Here is a 23,671-nt window from a genome sequence, read left to right as displayed (position 1 = left end):
CCAATCGGGTTCTTCTCGATGTTTTACAGCACCCCGGCGCCCGTCTGACTATCGCACGGCACCCGCAGTTCGGGCCGTACTACGGCAAGCTATATCAACTCTCGAATCGGGCGGCCTGATCGAGCGTATGATTGGCGCGGACATGTCTCATGTGAGCAGCCTAGAGTGCCTCGATAAGCTCCGGGCCGTCCTCGGCGCTCCGGAGCGGGGCGACGGGGTAGTGGCGCAGCGCTGCCGTCGCGCCAAACCCGGCATCGCTTCCGCCCATGATCCACGTCTCCCGTTCTTCCGAATTCAGGATGACGGGCATGCGCGTGTGAATGTCAGAAACCGCCGGAATTGACGCGCGGGTCATGATCGTGCAGGTGCGCAGATCCTGCCAGACCGATATGAGCCCGGCAAACCAGAGCGTCTCCTCGTTACCCGCGGAGCAGATGAAATGAGGTTGTTTGGCCCCCTTTGGACCGGTCCATTCGTAGTACCCACCCGCCGGTATCAGGCATCGTCCGTATCGCCAGGCGCCGCGAAAGGTCGGTTTCGACGCCGCCTCCTCGATCCGAGCGTTGAATGTGGTCGCTTTCCAGTCGCGAAGATCGCCCTTGTGCCAGGTCGGAATGAGCCACCAGCGGGCCATGGCCCCATTCCCCTCCGCATCGATAGTCAGGACGTCATTTGTCGGCTTGATGTTGTATCGGCGCGACCACGGATCGAGTTTCAATTGGTCGAAATCGATTTCCGTTCCGCGAATGTCGGGATCGATGAAACGACCGCACATAGTGTCACCTCCGTTTCAAATCACTGCACGCGCGTGACCGATTTGCAATGGGTAGCGGACGCGCCCAGCACGATGAAGGGATTGCTCCGGTCAAGGTTGCCCGCACGTCCCGACGGACAATGCCGTTCAATCTCTGCGTGACAGCGCCGCCTGCAATGCCATGAGGTCTCCGGTCAGTCGCTCGATCAACTCCGCGCCGACCTGCGCCTCGATTTCGGCATAGATCTCCGCGCTGGCTGGCGTGACAGTCTCGATGAAGGTCCGCCCCTTTTCCGTGAGCGAAATCAGGCTGCGGCGCCCATCGGCCTCGTCCCGCCGACTGACCACCAGTTTGCGCGCTTCCAACGACTTGATCATCCGCGTCAGCGACGGCGCCAGAACACAGGCCAGGTCCGCCAGGCGCGACGCGTCCGTCTCGCCACCTTCGTGCAGCACACGTATCACCCGCCATTGCTGTTCGGTGATATCATGGGCATGCAGCATCGGCCGAAATCGCTCCATCACCGCTTCACGCGACCGTAGTAACAGAATGGGCAGTGTCCGGCGCGTTTCCGCCAGTTCGAAGCCGTCGCGCAGAGCAGTGGGTGTCATGGTGGTTTTTCGCGCCTTCTTGACCGCTGTGGCAAATACTCGGGGTTGGGCCAAGCCTATGACTTAACGCGCGAACTTTCCAGACCACGCCTATGGCAGATATTTTTCTGATCATTCCGTTGTCTCCCGCTTGTTATTTATCATGTTAATGATATATTGGCGCAAAGAATCGTTGCCCTGCCGCTTGCCGAGCAACTTAACACGTTAAGAATGGCTTCGAGGGAGGAGACTCGTGCCGCATCTGACAGTCGAATATTCCCCGGGCCTCGAGTCCCGGGCCGACCTTCCTGCGCTTTGCAGAGCGTTGCATCGCGCCATGACGTCGGCGGGTATCTTTCCTTTGGCGGGAATCCGTATCCGTGCCTATCGCGCAGACCATTGCATTGTCGCCGACGGGTCGCCCGAAAACGACTTTGCCGCACTTACACTTGCGGTTGGCGCTGGCCGCAGCACCGATGCATTGCGCGCCGCTGGCGACGAGATTTTCGCCGCTGCGCGTAGCGCGCTCGCCGAACCACTCTCGACACCGCATTTCGCCCTTTCACTCGAAATCCGCGTCATCGACCCGGACCTGAGCTGGAAGGACACGCCAATACATGCCCGCCTCTCGGGCCAGAACTGAAGGACCAGCCATGAGCGTTCTTACCGAAAACATCGCCCGCGCAGAGAGTTACCTGGCAAAGTTCCGCGAGCGTGGCGTGCTCAACCATATCGGCGGCGCTTCCGTACCGGCCCTGTCTGGCGAGACCTTCGAAACGATCTCGCCAGTGGACCTCAAACCGTTGGCATCGGTTGCCAAGGGCGGCGCGGATGATATCGACCGCGCCGTTGCTGCAGCCGAAGAGGCGTTCAAGACATGGTCGAAAACACCCGGCAAGGAGCGGCGCGCCATCCTTATCAAGGTGGCCGAGGCGATCGAGGCGCGCGCCGAGGAAATCGCTCTCACCGAATGCATGGACACCGGCCAGGCATTGCGCTTCATGTCCAAGGCCGCCCTTCGCGGCGCTGCCAATTTCCGCTTCTTCGCCGATCAGGCGCCCACGGCCGAGGATGGGCAGGCGTTACGAACACCGACGCAGATGAATGTCACCTCCCGTCGGCCTATCGGCCCGGTCGGCGTGATTACCCCGTGGAACACGCCCTTCATGCTGTCCACCTGGAAGATCGCCCCTGCACTGGCGGCAGGCTGCACCGTGGTCCACAAACCCGCCGAATTCTCGCCGATGACGGCCAAACTGCTGGTGGAGATTGCCGAAGCGGCCGGGTTGCCCAAGGGCGTGCTGAACCTTGTCAACGGTTTCGGCGAAGACGCCGGCCGCGCGCTTACTGAACACCCCGGTATCAAGGCCATCGCTTTCGTTGGTGAAAGCCGCACGGGAAGCATGATCATGGCTCAGGGCGCCAAGACGCTGAAGCGGGTGCATTTCGAGCTCGGCGGAAAGAACCCGGTGATCGTCTTTGACGATGCCGATCTCGAACGCGCCGTCGATGCCGCGACCTTCATGATCTATTCGCTGAATGGCGAGCGATGCACGTCTTCGTCGCGCCTGCTGGTTCAGGAAAGCATCTATGATGCGTTCACCACCAAGGTTGCGGAGGTCGCCAACCGCATCAAGATCGGGCATCCCCTCGACCCGGAAACCGTCGTCGGCCCGCTCATCCACCCGGTGCACGAAAAGAAGGTTCTGTCCTATTTCGAGAAGGCCCGCGAGGAAGGCGCCACCATCGCCGCCGGCGGCGAGAAAACGAGCGACGATGGCTGCTTCGTGAAGCCCACGCTATTCACAAACGCGACCAAAGACATGGCGGTTGCGCAGGAGGAAATCTTCGGGCCGGTCCTTACCGCGATTCCGTTCAAGGACGAGGAAGAGGCGCTGGCGATCGCCAACGGCGTTGAATACGGTCTTGCCGCCTATCTCTGGACCGCAGATCTCGACCGCGCAATCCGGATGACCGATGCGCTGGACGCGGGAATGATGTGGGTGAACTCCGAAAACGTCCGCCATCTGGAGACTCCTTTCGGTGGGGTGAAAGCCTCCGGCATTGGACGCGACGGCGGCGACTGGTCGTTCGATTTCTACATGGAAACAGTCAACGTCTGCTTCCCCCGCGCCGAGCACACGATTCCCAAACTCGGCGGCTGAGTTGGAACTGCGGGGCGGCTCGCCTCCCAGGACCGCCCCGCCTTTTTCATCCGACCGCGCGAATACCCGAAGGAACGAACCATGCCCATTCCGGCCCCGAACCTCTACCCGCCATTCAACATCATCCGCCTGAGCCATGCCGTCTTCGGTGTCAAAGACCTCGCCGCCTCCCGCGCCTTCTACGTCGACACGCTGGGACTCCAGGTGACCGACGAAGACGAAGAGCATATCTTCCTGCGCGCCATGGAAGAGCGCGGCCATCATAGCCTGGTGTTGCGAAAGGACGACACCGCCGAAGTCCGCAGCCTCGCATTCAAGCTGTTCGACGAAGACGAACTCGACAAGGCCGAAGCTTGGTTCAGAGGGAAGGGACACAGCGTCGAATGGGTGGAACGCGCCTATCAGGGCCGCACATTGCGTACCCATGACTGCTTTGGCATGCCCATCGAATTCTATTTTCAGATGGACAGGCTCCCTCCGATTCACCAGCAGTACGCGCTCTATAACGGGGTGAAGCCGCTCAGGATCGACCATTTCAACGCCTTTGCCTCGAATGTGGACACGGCCGTCGCCTTCTATAACGAGATGGGTTTCCGGGTAACCGAGTACACGGAGGACGAGGAAACGGGACGGCTCTGGGCCGCCTGGACTCATCGCAAGGGCGGCGTCCACGACATTGCCTTCACCAACGGGACGGGACCACGGCTTCATCACACCGCCTTCTGGGTCCCTACCCCACTCAACATCATTGACCTTTGCGACCTGATGGCCACGACTGGCTACGTCGCGAATATCGAACGCGGTCCCGGTCGGCACGGGATTTCCAACGCCTTCTTCCTCTATGTCCTCGACCCCGACGGGCATCGGATCGAGATCTATTGCTCCGATTATCAGACAGTGGATCCCGATCTCGAGCCGATCAAATGGGATCTCAAAGATCCGCAGCGCCAGACGCTCTGGGGCGCCCCTGCCCCGCGAAGCTGGTTCGAGCATGGTTCGACCTTCCAGGGTGTAGAGCCAGTGGATTCCGACCTCGCAGCAACTCCGATCATCGCGCCGTGAGCAGCCCGATGCTGAAGGATCCCAGCCTTTTCCGCGAGGCAGCCCTCGTTGGCGGCGACTGGATCGCCGCCGGTGAGACGGCACTCGCGGTGACCAACCCGGCGAGTGGTGCGGTCATCGGTCATGTGCCGGATCTTGGCGATGCCGAGACCATGGCTGCCATTTCGGCGGCAGAGGCGGCGCAGGCGGCGTGGGCTGCGCGCACTGCCAAGGATCGTGCTGGCATCCTGCGCCGCTGGTACGAGTTGATCCTCGAAAACGCCGACGATCTGGCGCTTATCCTGACGATGGAACAGGGCAAACCCTTGGCCGAGGCCAAGGGGGAAATCCTCTACGGCGCCTCCTTCATCGAGTGGTTCGCCGAGGAAGCCCGCCGCGTCTATGGCGACGTGATCCCCGGCCATGCGCCAGACAAGCGCATCGTCGTCGTCAAGCAGCCCATCGGCGTCGTCGCAGCGATCACACCCTGGAACTTCCCCAACGCCATGATAACGCGCAAGGCAGGTCCGGCTCTGGCCGCCGGCTGTGCCATGGTGCTCAAACCAGCCGAGCAAACCCCGTTTTCCGCCATCGCTCTGGCCGTCCTGGCCGAGCGCGCCGGACTACCCGCCGGGCTTCTCTCCGTGCTCACCGGGGACGCGCAGGCCATCGGCGGCGCAATGACAGCGAGCCCGGTCGTGCGAAAGCTCACCTTCACCGGCTCAACCGAGATCGGCATCCTGCTCATGCGTCAATCGGCCGGCACGGTGAAGAAACTCGCGCTGGAACTCGGCGGCAATGCGCCCTTCATCGTCTTCGACGATGCCGATCTCGATGCGGCAGTCGACGGCGCGATCATCTCCAAGTTCCGCAACAACGGGCAGACCTGCGTCTGCGCCAACCGGATCTACGTGCAGTCGGGTGTCTACGAGGACTTTGCCGAAAGGCTCAGTGCGAAGATCGCCATGCTGAAAGTCGGCGACGGGCTGGAGGCCGAAACCACATTCGGCCCGCTGATCGACGCGGCGGCCGTGGAAAAGGTCGAGGAGCACATCGCCGATGCCACTGGCAAAGGCGCAGCGGTCGCGCTCGGTGGCAGGCGTCACGCGCTTGGCGGGACGTTCTTTGAACCGACGGTTCTCACCGGTGTCACGCAGGCCATGACCGTCGCCCGCGAAGAGACCTTTGGCCCCGTCGCCCCGCTTTTCCGGTTCGATACCGATGACGAGGTGGTTGCCATGGCCAACGATACCGAATTCGGCCTCGCCTCCTATTTCTACACCCGCGATCTTTCCCGTGCCTGGGCCGTGGGAGAGCGGCTCGAATACGGGATGGTGGGCATTAACACCGGTCTCATCTCCACTGCCGAAGCGCCCTTCGGCGGGGTCAAATCCTCCGGCCTGGGGCGCGAGGGTTCGCGCTACGGCATCGAGGAGTTCCTTGAAATCAAGTATCTCTGCTTCGGCGGGATTGCCTGAGGAGTCGCTCCATGAAACCCATTCCCGCACGTATCGCCGCCTTTCGCGCCAATGAAACAGACCGCTACGGCGTGGTGACCGATGATGGCATCATCGACCTGACGCCCGATTACGGCGCCCGGTTCAAAGGGTTGCAGCAGGTTATCGAAGCCGGAGCGTTGGACGAGGTGATCGCCGCCACCGAAGGCCGCAAACCGACATTCGCCGAGGCCGATGTGGAATACCTCATCCCGATCGCCGCGCCCGAGAAACTCATCTGCATCGGCGTGAACTTCCCCGACCGGAACGCTGAATACAAGGATGGCCAGGCCCAGCCCACCAAGCCCTCGATGTTCATCCGTTTCCCACGGAGTTTCACCGGCCACGGGCAAAACCTCGTCCGCCCGCCGGAAAGCGAGCAACTCGACTACGAGGGTGAGATAACCATCGTCATCGGCAAGGCCGGCCGCCGCATCGCCAAAGAAGACGCCTATGACCACATCGCCGCGCTGACCCTCTGCAACGAGGGCACAATCCGCGACTGGGTCCGTCACGCCAAGTTCAACGTGACGCAGGGCAAGAACTGGGACTCGTCGGGCGCCATTGGCCCCTGGCTGGTGCCTTTCCGCGAGGCGGCACAACTCGACGACATCGAACTGACGACCCGCGTAAACGGCGAGATCCGCCAACAGGACCGGACGTCCAACATGATGTTCGATTTCCGTTTTATCGTGAACTACGTCTCCACGTTTTGCACGCTGGTACCGGGCGACGTCATCGTATGCGGTACACCCACCGGTGCCGGCGCTCGCTTCGATCCGCCGATCTGGCTTGAACCCGGCGACGTGATCGAAGTGGAAGCCGATGGGATCGGCATCCTGCGCAACGGCGTGGAGGACGAGCCATGCTGAGTTCAGCAAGAATCGAAGCTGCGGCAGAAGACCTGCTGGAAGCCGAGGAAAGCCGGCGTCAGATCGGCCTCCTGTCTCTCCGGTACCCTGACATGACGCTTGACGATGCCTATGCAATCCAGACGGCGCAGATTGGCCGCAAACTCAGCGCCGGGCGAAAGATCATCGGTTGGAAAATCGGCCTGACGTCCAGGATCATGCAACAGGCACTCGGGATCACCACGCCAGACAGTGGCGTGCTCTACGACGACATGGTCTTCGAGGACGGCGCCACAATTCCGGCGGGTCGCTTCATACAACCGCGGATCGAAACCGAAATCGCATTCGTGATGAAGGAAGCACTCGACGGCGAGGTCACGCGCGCGGACGTTCTGGCCGCCACCGAAGCCGTGGTGCCATCCATCGAGATCCTCGACACCCGTATCCTGCGAAAGGACCCGGACAGCGGCGCAACGCGCAAAATTGTCGACACCGTTTCCGACAATGCCGCCAACGCGGGCATCGTTCTGGGTCGGGCCCGCCACGCGTCCGAGGCGTTCGACCTCCGCTGGGTGGGTGCCATCGTTCGCAAGAACGACGATGTGGAGGCCACCGGCTTGGGGGCCGCAGTGCTGGACGATCCGGTGACAGGCCTGGTCTGGCTTGCGCGGCGCATGCACCAGTACGGCCAGCGGATCGAGGCCGGCCATGTGGTGCTCTCGGGCTCATTCATCGCGCCGATCGAGTGCCCGCCGGGCACGAAGATCGCGGCCGACTTCGGCCCATTCGGCGCTGTCTCCGTGAACTTCGAGTGAGGTAATCCGATGCCTGCCCCGACCAACAGATTCAAAGCCCGGCTGAAATCCGGCGAGACGCAGATCGGCCTGTGGGTCGGCCTCGGCGATCCGTCGGTGGCCGAGCTGGCTGCCCAGACCGGCTTCGACTGGCTGGTGATCGATGCGGAACACGGCCCAAACGGGCTGCGCGATGTGCTGGCGCAATTACGGGCCGTGGCTGATCGGAGTGCCGTTGTTGTGCGCCCACGCGACGACAACCGCGCCGAGATCAAGCAGATGCTCGACCTTGGCGCACAGACCTTGCTTGTGCCGATGATCGAAACAGCAGCCCAGGCCCGGGAAGTGGTTCGTTCGGTGCACTACCCGCCCAAGGGAATGCGCGGGGTCGGCGCGGCACTGGTGCGAGCCTCGGGCTACAACACGATCCCCGACTACCTGCAAACGGCCGGAGATGAAATTTGCCTGTTGTTACAGGTCGAATCCCTGTCCGGTCTGGATGCGCTGGACGAGATCCTTGCGGTCGAGGGCGTGGACGGCATCTTCATTGGTCCGGCGGATCTCGCCGCCGACATGGGCTTCATCGGCAGGCCGGGCGCACCTGAGGTGCAAGCGGTGATTTCCGATGCGCTCACGCGCATCCGTGCTGCCGGGCGGGCAGCCGGGATCCTCACATCCGACCGGACGCTTGCCGCAAGCTATGCGGGGGCCGGTGTCGAATTTCTCGCCGTCGGATCCGACGTCGGCGTCCTTTTGGGCGGCCTCAGATCCTTGCGCGCCGCCTTCTGAAAACGCCCCCCACCCGGGGGCAGGTGAACACACACGCAACGAAAAAAGCGCGCCCGTTGGCACGCATACCCCACCTACGGGAGGATTACATGAAACTGAACAAGCGCAATTTCCTGAAAGGCGCGGCGCTCGCCGCGGGGCTCGTATCCGCATTTCCGGCCTTCGCTGACACAACGCTCGTTCTTTCGAGCTGGCTGCCACCGCGCCACCCGCTTGTCATAGGTGCGATCAAACCCTGGGCCAAACAGGTCGAGGACGCGACGGACGGACGCGTTACCGTTCGGGTACTCTCCAAGCCTCTCGGCGCCCCTCCGGCGCATTTCGACATGGCCCGCGATGGTGTGGCCGATATCACCTACGGGCTGCACAGCTTCACCAGCGATGACCGCTTCATGCGCAGCCGGGTTGGCCAGTTTTCCTTCCTCGGCGACGATGCGGTCGAGACTTCCAAAAACTTCTGGAACGTCTACACCGTACAACTCGACGCCGCCGGAGAGCACGCTGGCACCAAGCTGCTCGGTCTTTTCACCCATGGTCAGGGCGTGCTGCTCTCGAAGGACTGGCACTTCGACACGGCCGACCAGTTTTCCGGTTTCAAGGTGCGCACCCCCGGCGGCTATCCCGCGGACCTGATGTCGGGCCTCGGTGCGACCACGCTCTTCATGTCCTCCGGCGAGGTTTATGAAAAACTCACGCGCGGCGTGATCGACGGCATCTGCATGGCGATGGATTCGGTCCGCGCCTTCAAGCTCGACAAGCACATTACCGATGTGATGACGGTGCCCGGCGGCCTCTACAACACCTCCTGGTTCCTGGTGATGAACGAGGGCCAGTGGGATGCCCTGACCCCGGAAGACCAGGACGCGATCATGTCCGTCTCCGGCACCGCCTTTGCGGAACTCGCCGGGTCGGCCTGGAATGACGCCGATGGCGACGGGCTGGCTGCGACGGAAAAGGCCGGCATCACAGTCTACGACGCCGATGCGGGAGTTCTCGACAAGGTGCTGGAAGTCAGCGCGCCGCTTGAGGCCGCTTGGATCGAAGCGGTGGATGCCCAGGGGTTTGAAGGCACGGCAGCCCTTGCGGCCATGCAGACGGCGAAACCGGCACGATGAACCGCGCTGCGCCCATTCCGAGGCCCGCTGAGGGGCTTAACCTATTCGTCCTTCGAGTGCTTTCGGCGCTCTGTGGCGGATTGATCCTCGCGATGGTCACTGTGACGGTCGTCGATGTGGTGGGGCGCTATGTCTTCAACACGCCGCTACCCGGTGCGTTCGAACTGACGCAGGTGCTGCTCGCGGATCTTGTTCTGGCGGCCCTGCCGATCACCACGCTCAAGGGAAGCCACGTGGAGGTCGATCTTCTCAGCTCCGTGTGGTCCCCGCGCGTCGACCGGATTGCAATTGCCTTTGGTGCGGGGGTGAGTGCGACGGTGTTGCTCGCCCTTAGCTGGACCGTGGCCATGCATGGGAAGAACCTCTTTCACGACGGCGCGGTGACCAACGATCTCGCTCTTCCCGTCTGGCCGGCCGCCGCGCTCGGCACCCTGACCTTCGCCGTCAGCGCGCTCATCGCGCTTCGGCCGCACCATCACATTCGGAGCCTCTGACATGCTCGAGCCGCTCATTGCCACGGCGATCCTTCTTGCGCTCGCAATGTTTCGCGTGCCGATCGCCTTTGCCATGGTTCTGGTCGGCGCCGTCGGCTTCGCCATATTGCGCGGGATCGGTCCGGCTGCGAACATGTTGGGCGCCTCAGCCTTTGACACGATCTTCTCCTATTCGCTCTCGGTGATCCCGCTGTTCATCTTCATGGGCAACCTGCTGGCACATTCCGGCGTCGCGGGCGGCCTGTTCGCCGCCGCGCAACGGCTGGTGCGGCGCTTGCCGGGCGGGCTCGCGATGGCGGCCGTTCTCAGCTGTGGCGGGTTCTCCGCCGTATCGGGCTCGTCGCTTGCGACCGCCGCGACAATGTCAAAGGTCGCGATGCCTTCGCTGCGCAAATTCGGCTATTCCGACAGCCTCTCGGCCGGCGCCATCGCTGCGGGCGGCACGCTGGGCATCCTGATCCCGCCCTCGGTGATCCTCATCATCTACGGCATCCTGACGGAGAGCGATATCGGCCAGCTCTTTCTCGCCGGGATCGTGCCGGGTCTGATCGGGCTCGCACTATACGTACTGGCCGTTGCGGTGGCGGTGGTTCTCAACCCAAAACTCGCCCCACAGAGTTTCGAGGTGGAGGACCACCCGGGCGAGGAACTCTACGGCGTGATCCTCGCCGCCGGACTGTTCCTCTTCATCATGGTCGGCATCTATGGCGGCTTTTTCACGCCCATTGAGGCGGCAGGCATGGGCGCCGGCGCGGCCCTCGTCATGGTGCTCGCCACCGGTCACGCCAGCCTGCGCGACGTAGGCCAGTCACTCACCGAAACGGCCGTCTCTACCGCGATGATTTTCGTTATCGTCATCGGGGCGGAGGTTTTTTCCAACTACATCAACCTTGCCGGCCTGCCAGATGCACTGGCCGATCTTGTCTACGAGATGGAGCTCAACGCCTGGCTGGTTCTCGCACTCATAATTGTCATCTACCTCGTGCTGGGGTGCGTGCTGGAAAGCCTGTCGATGATCCTGCTGACGGTGCCGATCTTCTACCCGCTGATGTATCAGCTCGATTTCGGCCTCGACATCCTGTCGGACCCGGAAGCGGTGCTGATCTGGTTCGGCATCATCGTCGTCGTCGTCACCGAGGTGAGCCTCATCACGCCACCCGTGGGCATGAACGTTTTCGTGCTCAACGCCATGCTGCCCGACGTCGCGCTCAAGACGATCTTCCGCGGCATCCTGCCTTTCTGGATCGCCGACATCATTCGCATGGGCGTGCTGATCGCCATCCCGGCCCTTTCGCTCGCCCTCACCTGACACCGAGAAACACAGACTTCGCATTCCTGGAGGAGAAACCAAGATGGGTAAAATCGTGCTCGCCGCAAAGGTCACACATGTTCCGACCATGGTGATGTCCGAGCAGGACGGGCCGCTGAAGGGCGCCCGGCAAGCCGCTATCGATGGCCATGCGGAGATTGGCCGCCGCGCGCGAGAAGCAGGCGCAGACACCTTTGTGATCCTCGACACGCACTGGCTGGTGAATGCCGCCTATCACATAAACGCCAACCACCGCTTCAAGGGGATGTTCACCTCCCACGAATTTCCGCAATTCATCAAGGATCTGCCCTACGAATACGAGGGTAACGCCGCGCTTGGCGACCTGATCGCGGAGACCGCGCGCGAGAACGGCGTTTACACGCTCAGTCACCAGGTCGACAGCCTGGATCTGGAATACGGCACCCTTGTGCCCATGCGATACATGAATCGAGGTCCGGAACCGGCGCTCAAGGTCGTTTCGGTCGCCGCCATGTGCACGGTGCATTCGCTTGAACAGTCGCGAAAACTAGGCGAAGCGATCCGCGAAGCCATCGAGAAATCCGATAGCAATGTTGCGCTGATTGCGTCGGGTTCACTCAGCCACCAGATCTGGCCCAACGACATCTATGCCGAGAACAATGGCACCTTCACAATCTCCTCGAAATTCAACGAGGTCGTGGACCGACGGGTATTGGAGATGTGGCAAAACGGCGAAACCGAGCTGTTTCTTCAGATGCTGCCCGACTACGCCAAATACTGTGACGGCGAAGGCGACATGCACGACACGATCATGCTCTTCGGCGCGCTCGGATGGGATCGGTACACGGGCACGGGCGAGGTGATCACGGAGTACTTCCCCTCCTCCGGCACCGGACAAACCAACGTGGTGTTCTCGCTGGACTGATTGCCACGCAGGCGCAATGGCGGTGGCAGGCCAAAGCAAGGCCCGCCATCGCAATGCCGCTTGCAGCCGCCCGGCGAATCCGCTTCGATCCCTCCGAGTCCGAAACGCACCGGTAACGCCCGGTGCGCCGGAGTGGCAACTCGGAGGAAATCCAAATGAAGTTCTGCCGAATTCGCACCGCTGACGGCATCGTGCCTGCCGCCGTCGACGCGGACGGTATCCTGCGTAGCCTGATCGGCGAGGTGGACGATATAACCGCCGACACGATCGCCTATGGCGGGCTGTCGCATCTCGAAGCGCTGGATCTTTCTGCCCTGCCCGCTCTGAATGACACGGACTACGCGCCGATCCTCGCAGATATCCGGCGGATCTTCTGCATTGGCCTCAACTACTCCGATCACGCCGAGGAAACCGGCAATCCAATCCCGGATTTCCCGATCCTCTTCATGAAAGTCTGTCCCACCACGGGCGCCAACGATCCGGTGGTCATCCCGAAAGGGTCGGAGAAGACGGACTGGGAAGTTGAGCTTGGCGCGGTGATCGGCCGCCGCGCGCAGCACGTCACTCCCGAAGCTGCACTCGACCACGTGGCCGGGTATTGCATCGTGAACGATGTCTCCGAACGGGCGTTTCAAATCGAGATGGGCGGCCAATGGGTCAAGGGCAAATCCTGCGACAGCTTCGCCCCGGTCGGCCCCTGGCTGGTAACCCCGGACGAGGTGCCGGACCCGCAAGCGCTCGACCTTTTCCTCGACGTGAACGGCGAGCGATGCCAAAGCGGCAACACACGCACGATGATCTTCCCGGTCGCGGAGGTCATTTCCCACCTGAGCCGTTTCGTCACGTTGGAACCCGGCGACCTGATCTCCACCGGCACGCCGCCCGGCGTCGGAATGGGGATGAAACCCCCTCGGTACCTCAATCCGGGGGATGAAATGCGTCTCGGGATATCCGGGCTCGGCGAACAGCGGCAATCCGTACGGGCCTGGGAAGCGTGAGCGGTCACTCTGCGCTAGCCGCTGGTGCGCGGCTCGAGACGGTCTCGGGGTTCGACCGGATCGGCGAGGAAAACGCCTTCGCCGTTCTGGCACGCGCGGGCGAACTGGCCGCGGGCGGGATGGATGTGATCAACCTCGGGATCGGTCAGCCGGATTTTCCGACGCCGCCCAATATCGTCGAAGCCGCCGTGAAGGCCCTCCGCGACGGCCATCACGGATACACGCCCGCCACCGGTTTGCCGGTGTTGCGCGAGGCAGTGGCTGCCGATCTGCATCGCCGCTTCTCAGTGGAGATTTCTCCCGACCGGGTGCTGGTGGTACCCGGCGGCAAGGTAACGATGTTCGCGGCTATCCTGATGCTCGGCGCACCGGGCGTGGATATCCTCTACCCCGACCCGGGATTTCCCATCTATCGCTCGATGATCGAGTTCACTGGCGCCAATCCCGTACCCGTCCCGATCCGCGAGGCAAATGGCTTTGCCTTCTCCGCCGAAGAGACATTGTCGCTGATCACGCCGCAAACACGGCTGCTGATCCTGAATTCTCCGGCCAATCCCTGCGGCGGCGTTACGCCAAGAGGGGAAATAGAACACCTTGTCAAAGGATTGGGTGCCCATCCTCAGGTAGCAATTCTGTCGGATGAGATCTACGATCAGATGCTCTACGATGGCGAGGAACATGTGAGCCTTCTCGCCTTCCCGGAGATCCGTGACCGGCTGATCCTGCTGAATGGCTGGTCCAAGACCTACGCGATGACGGGCTGGCGCATCGGCTATTCCGTCTGGCCAGACGGTCTCTATGACAAGGCGCGCAAGCTGGCGGTCAATGCATGGTCCTGCGTGAACGCACCCACCCAACACGCCGCGCTGGAGGCCCTCACGGGCCCGCAGGATGCCGTCGCAGAGATGGTCGCAGAATTCGATGCGCGCCGCAGGCTCGTTGTTGACGGGTTGAATGCGCTGCCCGGTGTCAGTTGCATCTCGCCCAAGGGCGCTTTCTATGCCTTTCCGAATGTCTCGGGCACTGGCAGGCAGGCGAAGGCGCTTGCATCGGCGCTGCTGGAGGAGACCGGCGTCGCGACGATCGGCGGACCGGACTTCGGCATTCTCGGGGAAGGTTACATCCGTCTGAGCTACGCCAACAGTCGCGAGAATATTGCGCGTGCATTGGACCGAATGCGCGATTACCTCATGCTCCGCTGAGCCGCGAGCGACGTCCTGTTTTGCGTGAAGACCTCGGCACAAAGCAATGATATTCAGCGAAAATCGCTGACCGTTCAACTGCGCCCAGCCGGGCCCAACGGAAGCACTGTGTCTCGCTCGCGCGCGCGGCTCAGAGCAGCAGCAGGACGATGAGCTGCGGTGCAAAGATCCTGAGCCCCATGACCAGCGGATAGACAGTCGCGTAGGCTATCGAGGAGGCCGGCGAGGCGCTCTGCGCATTGGCGAATGCCAGTGCCGGCGGGTCCGTCATTGAACCCGACAGGACGCCGCAAAGCGTCAGGTAGTTGAAATTGAAGAATATCCGGGCCACGAACCCCACCACGACCAACGGGATCAACGTGATCAACACCCCGTAGGCCACCCAGGATACGCCGTCCCCGTGCAGCAGAGTTTCCAGGAACTGGTCACCCGCCTTCAGCCCGACGACGGCCAGAAACAATATGATGCCGAATTCGCGGAGTGCGTGGTTTGCCACCGGAGGCATGACCCACATGAAGGGTCCCCAATGCCCCAGCCGTCCGAGCAAGATCGCCACCACCAGCGGGCCGCCTGCCAACCCCAGCTTCAGCGGCGCCGGCAATCCCGGAATGGCGAGCGGCAGGCTCCCCAATAGTACCCCAAGCGCGATCCCAACGAAGAGACCGGGAAAGTCTACCTCGTCGAGGCGCTTGCTCTCGTCGCCCAATACGCCGCGAACGGCCTGCACAGACTCGGTGCTGCCGACGACCGTGACGATATCGCCAAACTCCAGCGTTGAATCCGCCTGCGCCGGAAGTTCCACACCGGCGCGCAGAATGCGCGAAACCGTGACACCATGGGTCTCCTGCAAGCTCAGCGACCGCAGCCGATGCCCGGCCACCTTGCGGTCCGTCACCAGCACACGCGACCAGGTCATGTGCGTGCCCTTGGTCGTCAGGTCCGTGTCGGTCCGCTCACCGAGGATGATACGCATCCCCTCCAGCTTGTCCTTCGGGCCCACCAGGTGCAGCACGTCACCGACATTGACGACCGTCTCCGGCAGCGGCAGCAGGAGCTCGTCCCCCTTCTTCATGCGCGAGGCCACGACACCTTCGTCAAACAATCCCGGCACCTTGCCGGCGGTCAGCCCATCGAGGTTCTCGTTTCGCACAAGAATGTTCATCGACGGCAGCGCGCTCGCTCCCTTGCGACGCGCCGCGTCGTAGGCCGCGGCTTCGGCTGGAACATCGACGCGCGTGGCGAAGCGAACCAGCAACATGGTCAGCAGGATACCGAGGATCCCGAAAGGATAGGCCACCGCGTAGCCCAAAGAGGGTTGAGCCACGGCATCGGCGCCGGCTCCCATGTCGGTAAGAGCCTGCGTTGCGGCACCCAACCCGGGGGTATTGGTCACTGCGCCCGACATAAGCCCGACAAGTGCAGGAACGGGAACGCCAAATACGAAGTGGATCGCCACGGTGATCAGCACGCCCAATGCCACGATGCAGGCTGCGGCGAGATTGAGTTGCATGCCCGACTTGCGCAGCGAGGCGAAGAAGCCCGGCCCGACCTGAATGCCGATCGTGAAAACGAAAAGGATCAGCCCGAACTCGCGCACGAACTCCATCATTTCCGCACTGAAGTGCAGTCCCAGCCGTGCAGAGAGATCGCCAATGGCGATACCGGCGAACAGCACGCCGCCGATTCCAAGGCCGACACCGCGTATCTGCTGTCGCCCCAGCAAGAGGCCAAGCGCGCCGCTGATGGAAATGGCGATGACAGTGAGTGCCACCTCGTTAAGGGGCGGAAACAGTTCAGTCATACGGCACTCCCTGCTGATGAGCGGGTTTCGGCGCCAGGGGCGTCACGTGTCATCTGCATGCGGCCCGCAATTCTCTTCGTCAACCGCTCCCGGCTCATGCCACCCATGCATGTTCGATGCAGCGTTCCCGAGACCGAGGGAGCGAAACCGCGTCGACCTGTTACCGCAACCATCTCTTTTTTATGAACAAGTTGCCGACTTCCGCACGCCGCATACCACTTACTGAGAATGTCACCGGCAAGCGCCCCGGACCATGTGTCGCGCGGTTTGGAGATTGCATCGTCCTAGCGCGCCAACACGAGCTCTGCCCTGAGCCCGCCGAGCCTCTCGCTTTCCGACAATCGCAGCGCACCGCCGTGACGGCGCGCGATGTCCCGTGCGATGGAGAGACCCAAACCCACGCCGGAGCCCCGATCCTGATTTCGCGCGCTGTCAAGGCGCGTGAACGGCATCATCGCCCGGATACGATCGGCCTCCGGGATACCGGGCCCATCGTCTTCAACGCAAAAACAAACGCTTCCTGGTCGCATTTCCACCGACACCTCAGCACTTTGACCATAGCGCAGAGCATTGCCGACGAGGTTGCTCACCGCCCTGTCAACAGAGTGCTTGCGCAGCGGCACAAGCCGCTCCGCGACCAATTCGGAGATCGCATCACCGTCTCCGTCCGCGTCAGAGTCAACAAACGTCACCGCACCGCCGCCCCGGGCCGTCCGCGCGACCACATCACGGGCCAGTTCCACAGGATCGGCTGGTTCCGGATCTTCGCCCTGGTCGGAACGCGCGAAGTCCAGAAAGGCCTCGATCAGCCCCTCCATTTCCGCGACGTCGCGCTGCATGTCGTCCACCTCAGCGGATTCAGGCTGCATCGACAGCGCCAGCTTCAACCTCGTCAACGGCGTTCGCAGATCGTGGCTCACGCCGGATAGCATCATCGTGCGTTGCTCGATCTGTCGTTCAATCCGCGACCGCATGTCCAGGAATGCCCGCCCGGCCGCCCGAACTTCGAGAGCGCCCGATGGCTTGTACCGAACCACACGCCCTTTTCCGAAGGCCTCTGCCGCATCCGCAAGCTGCGTGATTGGCCGAAGCTGATTGCGTAGGTACACGAAGGCAATCCCCGTCATCAAAACGCCGATCGTGGCCATGAGGACCAGGAATTGGTGCGGATTGGACGCCGAGGCACGCCGGCGGTCGATATCCGTTTCGATGGTGCCGCGTGCCGTGTCAATCTGCACGATCACCTTGCGGCTCGATTGCGCGAGGTCCACGGAACGCACGCCCGGAAGTCCGCGCCGCAATGTATCGATCACCGTCCGCCCGGACACATCGTAGAACACGCGCCGGTCTCCCGACCGGATCGTTTCGGCCGGTCGGACACCAATTCCCAGCGTCGTCACGAAGGGTTGCATCGCGACGAGTCCGGACGCCATGTCCGGCGATGCTTCAAGGACTTCGACAACCTCGCTCAACTCCAGCACAATCCCGCGCGTAAGCTGCTGCGTCACGTCTTCGAAATGCCGCTGGATGAAGACCAGCGAGACGACGACGACGAGCACCACGACGGGCACGACGAGAATAAGCGCCGCCCGTCCGTAGAGCCCGCGCGGCAAGGAGCGTTTGAGCCAGTCCAGTTTCATGGCACAACGCTATCGCCGGATTGGCCGAGGAGAAATGCCGAAATGACCGCCCAGCCTGCTCTGACGCGCCTTGAACCCGGGCTGCGATGCCTGCGCGCGCCAAACCCCTCGCCGATGACAGAACACGGCACCAACACTTATGTCATCGGCGAAGGTAATGTCGCCGTGATCGACCCCGGCCCTGCCCTGCCAGCGCACTACGATGCGCTTCTCGCGGCCCTCTCGCCGGGCGAGCGGATTACCCACATCTTCGTCACCCACTCCCATCTCGATCATTCCCCGCTCGCGCGCCCGCTGTCTCAAGCGACGGGGGCTCCCGTGCTGGCCTTCGGGCCGCACGGTGCGGGGAGATCTGATGTCATGGTGCGGCTCGCCGCCGATGGGCTCGCGGGCGGCGGCGAAGGGGCCGATGAGGACTTTGCGCCCGAAATAGAGCTCGCGGATGGTGAAGTGATCGACGGAAACGGCTGGCGCCTTCAGGCCCTACACACGCCGGGTCACACGTCCAATCATCTCGCTTTCGCGTGGGGCGACGCATTGTTCACTGGCGACCACGTCATGGGCTGGGCCTCGTCTCTGGTCTCCCCACCCGACGGCGACCTTTCTGCGTTCATGGCATCCTGCGGCCGCCTCGCAAGCCGGTCCGATCGGATCTATTATCCCGGCCATGGAGCCCCGGTCGACGATCCGGCCGCACGAGTCGCTTGGCTCATCGCCCACCGCCGCGGCCGCGAGGCGCAAATCCTTGAGCAGCTCGGCCCGCACCCGCAATCCGTGTCGGAGCTGACCGCGACGATCTACACCGATACGCCGGACTCCCTGCGCGCCGCAGCAGAGCGAAACGTGTTCGCCCACTTGATAGACCTGGCCGAACGAAACCTCGCCCACCCTGTCGGGCCACTCTCAAGCACCACATGCTTCACCGACCAGCCACGTGAATGGGAAGCAGATGCAAAAATGTGAAAATGCCTCTGGACGCCTGTCAGACCCGTTGCTATATCGCCCGGCGTGTTCCGGCGTAGCTCAGCGGTAGAGCAGTTGACTGTTAATCAATTGGTCGTAGGTTCGATCCCTACCGCCGGAGCCAAAAATCTCATAAAATACATAGGCTTACGCCAAGATCTCTCGAGGGCATTCGTCGCATTTGGCCCTCGGGGTAACATCTGGGGTAACAGATTCTCCCAATTTCCCGGCCAACATGCCGCACCAAAAGAAAACGCTCCGCACCGAAGTGCGACGTACTGTGTAGCGGTTCCACTGGCAGGGCTATTCGGAGATTGCTGCCAGCCCGTCGCAAAAGTTGTCGATGATACAGGCGCCATCGCCCCAAGCGCTGCGGATCTCGTCCCCGACCTCAGAGCGGAGATATTCCGCCTGCCCCACTGCCCCAGTCAGGTAAGTAGGCTTAGAACAGGAAACCGCCAATTCGGCGGCCCTCATACGTTCATAGAACGCTTCAAAATCGGCATCGCTGCAGGTCTCAAACTCGGCTCGGGCGCACTTCCACTCGGCCCAAAGCTTGGCAAGCGGGGCGGCGCAGGACACACCGATATAGGTCGCAAAAACGCTCCCGTCTTAGCACTCTATTAAAACTTCTGGCGAAAAACGCTACACGACCACATCAAAATGATGATTCTGGGCCTGCAAGCAAAATGGCGGCAGGTATATCAAAGTACGCCATATACTCAATAAAGTGATCGTAGAGCGAAAGCCTTGAGCTAATTTCGTCCTCAATCAGGGCATTCCGAGGGTCGGCGTCGAAAATATGGATTTCACCATCAAAAGGAACAAATGCCAAGTCTCGCGAGCGGTATGAGTTCATGAGCTCTTCTGGCGCCACACTGCGATAGGTTTTGTAACCCCACAAAAAGACGCTCTCTGAGTCGAATGGCTCACTAACATTGACATCATTGCGAAGCCAAACAACATAATTTCCGGGCTCTACGTCCATTGCACCCGCCAATGACGGCATATTGGCCGTATTCAATACAACAGCCGCGGTTGCCAACGTATCAGTATCAACAAAAGTTCCAGATTCTCCAGGAAACTCCGGGAAAAAGGTTTCCGGGGCGACAACCATTGGCGAGAATCCAGACAACCTGGCTATACTAACAAATTTCCTCCAATCCTCCGTTTGAGGCTGAACTTCGGACATCGCGGCGATTGCTGCCGTGCTCAGCACAGCCATATTCGTCAGCTCAAGCTGTCCAATGGCTTGCCTCAAATTCGCCATAGCTTGCTCTTCAGCGTACGAGGCTTTGTAACTAGCAAGTTCATAACCGCCATAGGAGTTTCGTGATCGACTCTTTATTTCATCAATAACAGCAGAGAAATAAACACGGCCAGAAACTTTCGCAGCAGCCATTTCTGTGGCAAGAGTGAACTCAACACCCATTCCAATCGTATGCTTTACATGCTCACAATTCCTATTTCCATTTTGCCAATCACTGGGAATTAACTCCCCAAGTGAGTTTTGGTCAGCGTCGTAGAGTTGACAATCAACCTCTTCCACCTTGCGGACGTCACGCTCTCGATTCAGCAGCAGCATTACTGGAGCATCACTATTAAGCGAAATAATCGCATTAAGCGCCCCAATGTCAGCCGTATGCTCATCGAGATAAAATGGATGCCCCATGAAAAAGTCTTTTGCCAATTCGGCACTAGTTCGGGACAACCAGAGGATTGTCTTTCCGCTGCTATGAAGCGATGTGTCCCAACAGCTTCCGGTCAAAGTTCTACCGCACGATGCGCTCGCTGGCAAATGCAAGGCAAACGAGGAGAGCAAGATCCCAAGCAAAAAGTTGGAGTACTTAGTCAAAAGCAACCGGCTTCCCTGTCTTAAATTCTCCAAGAGTAAAAACGACAACAAGTTGCTCAGGTGCTTTGACCGCGCACAGCTTACGATACTTCGGGAAGCCGCAAATTGCATCCTCAATATTGGGAAAATACATCCGACCTTCATCGGATGATCTGGCAAGATCCATTTCCAGCGGCATACCCTCATCCGTTCGGCGAACAGTATCGTCGTGCGGGAAGATCGGAATAGCACGAATTGTTTGCGGAAAAATCTCTGAGTCTCCAGCGTTCCACACAACCAGGGATCCTTCCTGATCTAAGTCAGCCTGAAACCGTATCTTGGCGTTCTCATATGTCGCCAATGTCTTGCTGAGTTTATTACTTTGGTTCATATAAAAAAGTGCAGCTACAGTAGCGACCGACGCCAACAAACCGGCGACCGCCGTCACTGTAGGCCATAATGCTGACCTACTCGAATGTTCAGTTACGTCGCTGGGCATAATCCCGACTCATCTAAAACAAAACGATGTTAGCACAGGAAGCGAAAATGGCGCGATGATCCGCGATACCGACGCGATCATTTTTCACATCTCGCCCGCGTAGGGGATTCTTAGGGCTCGCTGAGACTCACAATGTGGCTTAAGCCTATCCATAGCCATTATAGCGCCATATTTTCAATGGGTTGGGCCACGCTAAGACTCTCAACATTGCATTGTGCTCGCTCTTCATATCTATCGACTACATGGAATATCTTAGGCTTCACTCGTCGTTGGGCAATCATTGAAGTGCGACAATTTGTAGCATGCCGAGATGACCCCCATTGAAGGGGGAGGTTGCCGTTTCGGTCCACGCTCAACAAGCATCGAACTGCGCCCACGGATCGTCTGTTTCCGGTTCTTCCGGCGCATGCAATCCCTGCCGGCTCGTAGGAGTCATGCCCATCGGCGTCAAATGCATGCGAAGTTCACGGATCAGCGCAGCATTGAACTCACCAGCCTGGATCTGCGCTCGCAGCGCGCAGGCGGACGCCACAAGGGCACGGTCGCTTTCTGCGAGCCACGGCGCCTCCTGCGAGAACTCGGCCCAGGCGGTGCGCTCCTGCGCTGTCAGGTGCGACGGCGCGGCTCCAAGGGGTACAACCTTAGGTTCCGCGCGGTCGCGGTAGCGTTGCGGGTCTTTGGCCGCGCTGCCGTCGAGTTGGGCAAGGGTCAGGGGCTTCTTACGTGCTGGCATGATGGGCCTCGAATATTTGAACTGCGGATGCGTGCGAGCGGTGGTGCGATCGGTTGCCGTTGTTGCGTCGGCAGAAAGCTACCCCGCCCCCCTTGCGATAGACGGACAGGGTCGAAACCCTGCCCGCTGTGGTGCCACGTCACGGCGCCGGAGCGTTGACCGCCGTGGCTGCCGGGGTTTACCCACTCCCGGCTGACGGGGCTGCTTAGGGGCACGCAACGAAAAGCCCCAGGCGCAACCTGCCTTGGCCGTTACGACGTGGCGCACTTGATGAAACGCGCCGCGTTCTCGTCGTAGACGCAGCCGCCGATCCGATGCCGGATGTAGAGTTTGATGTAACCCGGCGTGGTGATGTTGGCGTCTACCGTCACCGACAAGCCGCCACGGGTGGCAAGGACGTAGGCACGGCGCCAATCACCGAAGGCGAGCGGGTGCGCATTCGCGCCAATGTCTGGCATGCTCTCCGCGATGGTCACAGGATAGCCAGCCAGGGTCGCGGGCTGACCCATGCTGAGGCTGTCAGTCCACATGTAGCGGCCTTCGCCGTCCTTTAGCTTGCGGACAACACCGGCGGTTACCGAGTTCATCAACCAACGCCCGTTGGCCCGGTAGTCGGCCTTGAGGTCGTAGATGGCGGTCAGCAGGTTATCAGCCTCGATATCGGCCGCGACACCGGATGCGATATACTTGAACGCATCCGCCGTTCGGCTTCCATCCGCACCGGACTCGGGCGCGGTGTCCAACAGGCCGGTAGGCTTGTCGTCGCCGTCACCGGAAACGATGGCGGTGAGTTCCGCCTCGCCAAGCGCCTTGCCTGCTTCCTCGGCGAACCAGTCGCCAATGTCGAGCATGGCGTCTGAGGCAAGTTCTTCGGTCAGGCTGACGTAGCTGTAACAGGTGCCGAAAGTTGGAACCTTGCTTGCCAGCGTTGGCTCGGTCGTCGCCGAGCGCGTGTCGGTCTCGCCAACCCATCCGCTCGTCGCGTCGGAGTTGGACAGCGGGAAAGATACGTCGGCAGAGGCAACCTCGGCGACCCGGATAATGCCCCGGAACGGGTTGGACGCGCGCGCCCGCGACATGAGCGGATCGGCGATCAGCGAGGGCACCACGTACCCGCCCGCAGGTCCGGTGAGGGTTGTGCCAGCGCGGCTCTCGGCGTCGGTCAGTGTTGCCCCCGCTCTGGCACTGAGCGGCGCTCGGAGCCAGTTGGTGAATGCCGCCGTGTGTTCGGTTCCGGCGCGGGGTTCATCTACGCCAGGGGCCATCCCATTGAGAAGCGGTCGACGCGGGTCGCCGCCTGCGGCGCGAGGTTCTTTGCTATCCAATTCCATGCGATAGTCCTTCTCGCCAGCGAGGGCGTCGTGAATGTCCATCAGGGCGTCGAAGGCTCGCTCGATGCTTTCGGCTTCGTCCTGCGGGGTGTTGTCGTTGATGCGCTTCATCAGGTCGCGCGCTGTGGTCGAAACCCGGTTTTCAAGCCGGTTGAGTTCCTGCCATTGCATCCGGTGAACTTCGAGGGAGTGAGGTTTGCGGGTGCCCATGTCGCGCAGTAGCGCTTGGCAATGGCGTTGAATGGCCAGTTCGCCGCTACGATCAGTAAATTGGATTGTCATATCCGGTTTTCCTGTGATTTGCCGGGATGCACGAAAGCGCCCCCGGTGTGAGGGTGACTTTCGCGCTCTGCCATCGGCTTTGCGG

At 61.2% G+C, this 23,671-nt stretch carries 22 protein-coding genes and 1 tRNA gene; 15 read left to right on the top strand and 8 right to left on the bottom strand.

Going from position 1 to position 23,671, the window contains the following annotated elements:
• Positions 1-160 precede the first annotated feature (160 nt).
• Positions 161-775, bottom strand: coding sequence for an SOS response-associated peptidase (locus ARC39_RS05715; protein ID WP_068111335.1), 615 nt, complete (start codon positions 773-775; stop codon positions 161-163).
• A 126-nt stretch (positions 776-901) separates the two neighbouring features.
• A complete protein-coding gene (gene hpaR / locus ARC39_RS05710; protein ID WP_068111329.1) occupies positions 902-1,366 on the bottom strand; it encodes a homoprotocatechuate degradation operon regulator HpaR in 465 nt (154 codons plus the stop codon).
• A 232-nt stretch (positions 1,367-1,598) separates the two neighbouring features.
• Between hpaR and ARC39_RS05705 the strand changes: the two genes are divergently transcribed.
• The 13 genes from ARC39_RS05705 to ARC39_RS05645 all read left to right on the top strand — a co-directional run bounded on the left by ARC39_RS05705 (position 1,599) and on the right by ARC39_RS05645 (position 14,503).
• A complete protein-coding gene (locus tag ARC39_RS05705; RefSeq protein ID WP_068111326.1) occupies positions 1,599-1,988 on the top strand; it encodes a 5-carboxymethyl-2-hydroxymuconate Delta-isomerase in 390 nt (129 codons plus the stop codon).
• A gap of 10 nt (positions 1,989-1,998) precedes the next feature.
• Complete coding sequence (hpaE, locus tag ARC39_RS05700) at positions 1,999-3,510, top strand: 5-carboxymethyl-2-hydroxymuconate semialdehyde dehydrogenase (protein WP_068111323.1); 1,512 nt, start codon at positions 1,999-2,001, stop codon at positions 3,508-3,510.
• Positions 3,511-3,591: 81 nt separating this feature from the next.
• Entirely contained in the window at positions 3,592-4,572 is a 981-nt protein-coding gene (hpaD, locus tag ARC39_RS05695; protein ID WP_068111319.1) for a 3,4-dihydroxyphenylacetate 2,3-dioxygenase, read from the top strand.
• An 8-nt stretch (positions 4,573-4,580) separates the two neighbouring features.
• Positions 4,581-6,029 (top strand): NAD-dependent succinate-semialdehyde dehydrogenase, encoded by a 1,449-nt coding sequence (locus ARC39_RS05690; protein ID WP_068111317.1) that lies wholly within the window; start codon positions 4,581-4,583, stop codon positions 6,027-6,029.
• Positions 6,030-6,040: 11 nt separating this feature from the next.
• Positions 6,041-6,919, top strand: coding sequence for a fumarylacetoacetate hydrolase family protein (locus ARC39_RS05685; RefSeq protein WP_068111314.1), 879 nt, complete (start codon positions 6,041-6,043; stop codon positions 6,917-6,919).
• Positions 6,913-7,713, top strand: coding sequence for a 2-oxo-hept-4-ene-1,7-dioate hydratase (gene hpaH / locus ARC39_RS05680; RefSeq protein WP_201455719.1), 801 nt, complete (start codon positions 6,913-6,915; stop codon positions 7,711-7,713). Before ARC39_RS05685 ends, hpaH begins: the two co-directional genes overlap by 7 nt.
• 9 nt (positions 7,714-7,722) lie before the next feature.
• On the top strand, positions 7,723-8,481 hold the full coding sequence (locus ARC39_RS05675; protein WP_068111313.1) for an aldolase/citrate lyase family protein: 759 nt from the start codon (positions 7,723-7,725) through the stop codon (positions 8,479-8,481).
• Between the two features lie 89 nt (positions 8,482-8,570).
• The gene (locus tag ARC39_RS05670) at positions 8,571-9,596 is read left to right on the top strand and encodes a TRAP transporter substrate-binding protein (RefSeq protein ID WP_068111310.1); all 1,026 of its coding nucleotides are present in this window, start codon (positions 8,571-8,573) and stop codon (positions 9,594-9,596) included.
• Complete coding sequence (locus tag ARC39_RS05665; protein WP_068111307.1) at positions 9,593-10,090, top strand: TRAP transporter small permease; 498 nt, start codon at positions 9,593-9,595, stop codon at positions 10,088-10,090. The genes ARC39_RS05670 and ARC39_RS05665 overlap by 4 nt, the downstream gene beginning before the upstream one ends.
• A gap of 1 nt (position 10,091) precedes the next feature.
• The gene (locus ARC39_RS05660; RefSeq protein ID WP_068111305.1) at positions 10,092-11,399 is read left to right on the top strand and encodes a TRAP transporter large permease; all 1,308 of its coding nucleotides are present in this window, start codon (positions 10,092-10,094) and stop codon (positions 11,397-11,399) included.
• 43 nt (positions 11,400-11,442) lie between these two features.
• Complete coding sequence (gene hpaD, locus ARC39_RS05655) at positions 11,443-12,303, top strand: 3,4-dihydroxyphenylacetate 2,3-dioxygenase (protein ID WP_068111302.1); 861 nt, start codon at positions 11,443-11,445, stop codon at positions 12,301-12,303.
• Positions 12,304-12,458: 155 nt separating this feature from the next.
• A complete protein-coding gene (locus ARC39_RS05650; protein WP_068111299.1) occupies positions 12,459-13,301 on the top strand; it encodes a fumarylacetoacetate hydrolase family protein in 843 nt (280 codons plus the stop codon).
• Positions 13,298-14,503 carry a pyridoxal phosphate-dependent aminotransferase gene (locus ARC39_RS05645; protein WP_068111297.1) on the top strand — a complete coding sequence of 402 codons (1,206 nt, stop codon included), beginning with the start codon at positions 13,298-13,300 and terminating at the stop codon, positions 14,501-14,503. The genes ARC39_RS05650 and ARC39_RS05645 overlap by 4 nt, the downstream gene beginning before the upstream one ends.
• A 130-nt stretch (positions 14,504-14,633) precedes the next feature.
• Here the strand turns inward: ARC39_RS05645 and ARC39_RS05640 are convergent, their stop codons facing one another.
• A complete protein-coding gene (locus tag ARC39_RS05640) occupies positions 14,634-16,304 on the bottom strand; it encodes a putative transporter (RefSeq protein ID WP_068111294.1) in 1,671 nt (556 codons plus the stop codon).
• A gap of 284 nt (positions 16,305-16,588) precedes the next feature.
• Positions 16,589-17,944 (bottom strand): ATP-binding protein, encoded by a 1,356-nt coding sequence (locus ARC39_RS05635; protein ID WP_068111293.1) that lies wholly within the window; start codon positions 17,942-17,944, stop codon positions 16,589-16,591.
• A gap of 42 nt (positions 17,945-17,986) precedes the next feature.
• On the opposite strand from ARC39_RS05635, the gene ARC39_RS05630 reads away from it, so the two are divergent.
• Complete coding sequence (locus tag ARC39_RS05630) at positions 17,987-18,907, top strand: MBL fold metallo-hydrolase (protein WP_068111291.1); 921 nt, start codon at positions 17,987-17,989, stop codon at positions 18,905-18,907.
• A 49-nt stretch (positions 18,908-18,956) separates the two neighbouring features.
• Positions 18,957-19,031 (top strand) — tRNA-Asn (locus ARC39_RS05625).
• 534 nt (positions 19,032-19,565) lie between these two features.
• Here the strand turns inward: ARC39_RS05625 and ARC39_RS25555 are convergent.
• The 4 genes from ARC39_RS25555 to ARC39_RS05600 form a co-directional block, all read right to left on the bottom strand.
• A complete protein-coding gene (locus ARC39_RS25555) occupies positions 19,566-20,579 on the bottom strand; it encodes a hypothetical protein (RefSeq protein ID WP_149866322.1) in 1,014 nt (337 codons plus the stop codon).
• Positions 20,580-20,754: 175 nt separating this feature from the next.
• The gene (locus ARC39_RS05610; protein WP_149866321.1) at positions 20,755-21,240 is read right to left on the bottom strand and encodes a hypothetical protein; all 486 of its coding nucleotides are present in this window, start codon (positions 21,238-21,240) and stop codon (positions 20,755-20,757) included.
• Positions 21,241-21,592: 352 nt separating this feature from the next.
• Complete coding sequence (locus tag ARC39_RS05605; protein ID WP_068111281.1) at positions 21,593-21,973, bottom strand: hypothetical protein; 381 nt, start codon at positions 21,971-21,973, stop codon at positions 21,593-21,595.
• 251 nt (positions 21,974-22,224) lie between these two features.
• Positions 22,225-23,586, bottom strand: a complete 1,362-nt coding sequence (locus ARC39_RS05600) for a phage major capsid protein (protein ID WP_068111277.1) — start codon at positions 23,584-23,586, stop codon at positions 22,225-22,227.
• Positions 23,587-23,671: the final 85 nt, after the last annotated feature.

The sequence above is a fragment of the Tropicimonas marinistellae genome (assembly GCF_001509585.1).
GTDB lineage: Bacteria > Pseudomonadota > Alphaproteobacteria > Rhodobacterales > Rhodobacteraceae > Tropicimonas > Tropicimonas marinistellae.
Note: the sequence above shows the minus strand (reverse complement) of the source record. Positions and strands in the feature narration are given on the sequence as shown.

Coding starts and splice junctions, on each gene's coding strand:
- ARC39_RS05715 (WP_068111335.1), bottom strand. CDS start 775: ATGTGCGGTCGTTTCATCGATCCCGACATTCGCGGAACGGAAATCGAT.
- hpaR (WP_068111329.1), bottom strand. CDS start 1,366: ATGACACCCACTGCTCTGCGCGACGGCTTCGAACTGGCGGAAACGCGC.
- hpaE (WP_068111323.1), top strand. CDS start 1,999: ATGAGCGTTCTTACCGAAAACATCGCCCGCGCAGAGAGTTACCTGGCA.
- hpaD (WP_068111319.1), top strand. CDS start 3,592: ATGCCCATTCCGGCCCCGAACCTCTACCCGCCATTCAACATCATCCGC.
- ARC39_RS05690 (WP_068111317.1), top strand. CDS start 4,581: ATGCTGAAGGATCCCAGCCTTTTCCGCGAGGCAGCCCTCGTTGGCGGC.
- ARC39_RS05685 (WP_068111314.1), top strand. CDS start 6,041: ATGAAACCCATTCCCGCACGTATCGCCGCCTTTCGCGCCAATGAAACA.
- hpaH (WP_201455719.1), top strand. CDS start 6,913: ATGCTGAGTTCAGCAAGAATCGAAGCTGCGGCAGAAGACCTGCTGGAA.
- ARC39_RS05675 (WP_068111313.1), top strand. CDS start 7,723: ATGCCTGCCCCGACCAACAGATTCAAAGCCCGGCTGAAATCCGGCGAG.
- ARC39_RS05670 (WP_068111310.1), top strand. CDS start 8,571: ATGAAACTGAACAAGCGCAATTTCCTGAAAGGCGCGGCGCTCGCCGCG.
- ARC39_RS05665 (WP_068111307.1), top strand. CDS start 9,593: ATGAACCGCGCTGCGCCCATTCCGAGGCCCGCTGAGGGGCTTAACCTA.
- ARC39_RS05660 (WP_068111305.1), top strand. CDS start 10,092: ATGCTCGAGCCGCTCATTGCCACGGCGATCCTTCTTGCGCTCGCAATG.
- hpaD (WP_068111302.1), top strand. CDS start 11,443: ATGGGTAAAATCGTGCTCGCCGCAAAGGTCACACATGTTCCGACCATG.
- ARC39_RS05650 (WP_068111299.1), top strand. CDS start 12,459: ATGAAGTTCTGCCGAATTCGCACCGCTGACGGCATCGTGCCTGCCGCC.
- ARC39_RS05640 (WP_068111294.1), bottom strand. CDS start 16,304: ATGACTGAACTGTTTCCGCCCCTTAACGAGGTGGCACTCACTGTCATC.
- ARC39_RS05635 (WP_068111293.1), bottom strand. CDS start 17,944: ATGAAACTGGACTGGCTCAAACGCTCCTTGCCGCGCGGGCTCTACGGA.
- ARC39_RS05630 (WP_068111291.1), top strand. CDS start 17,987: ATGACCGCCCAGCCTGCTCTGACGCGCCTTGAACCCGGGCTGCGATGC.
- ARC39_RS25555 (WP_149866322.1), bottom strand. CDS start 20,579: ATGGGGCATCCATTTTATCTCGATGAGCATACGGCTGACATTGGGGCG.
- ARC39_RS05610 (WP_149866321.1), bottom strand. CDS start 21,240: ATGCCCAGCGACGTAACTGAACATTCGAGTAGGTCAGCATTATGGCCT.
- ARC39_RS05605 (WP_068111281.1), bottom strand. CDS start 21,973: ATGCCAGCACGTAAGAAGCCCCTGACCCTTGCCCAACTCGACGGCAGC.
- ARC39_RS05600 (WP_068111277.1), bottom strand. CDS start 23,586: ATGACAATCCAATTTACTGATCGTAGCGGCGAACTGGCCATTCAACGC.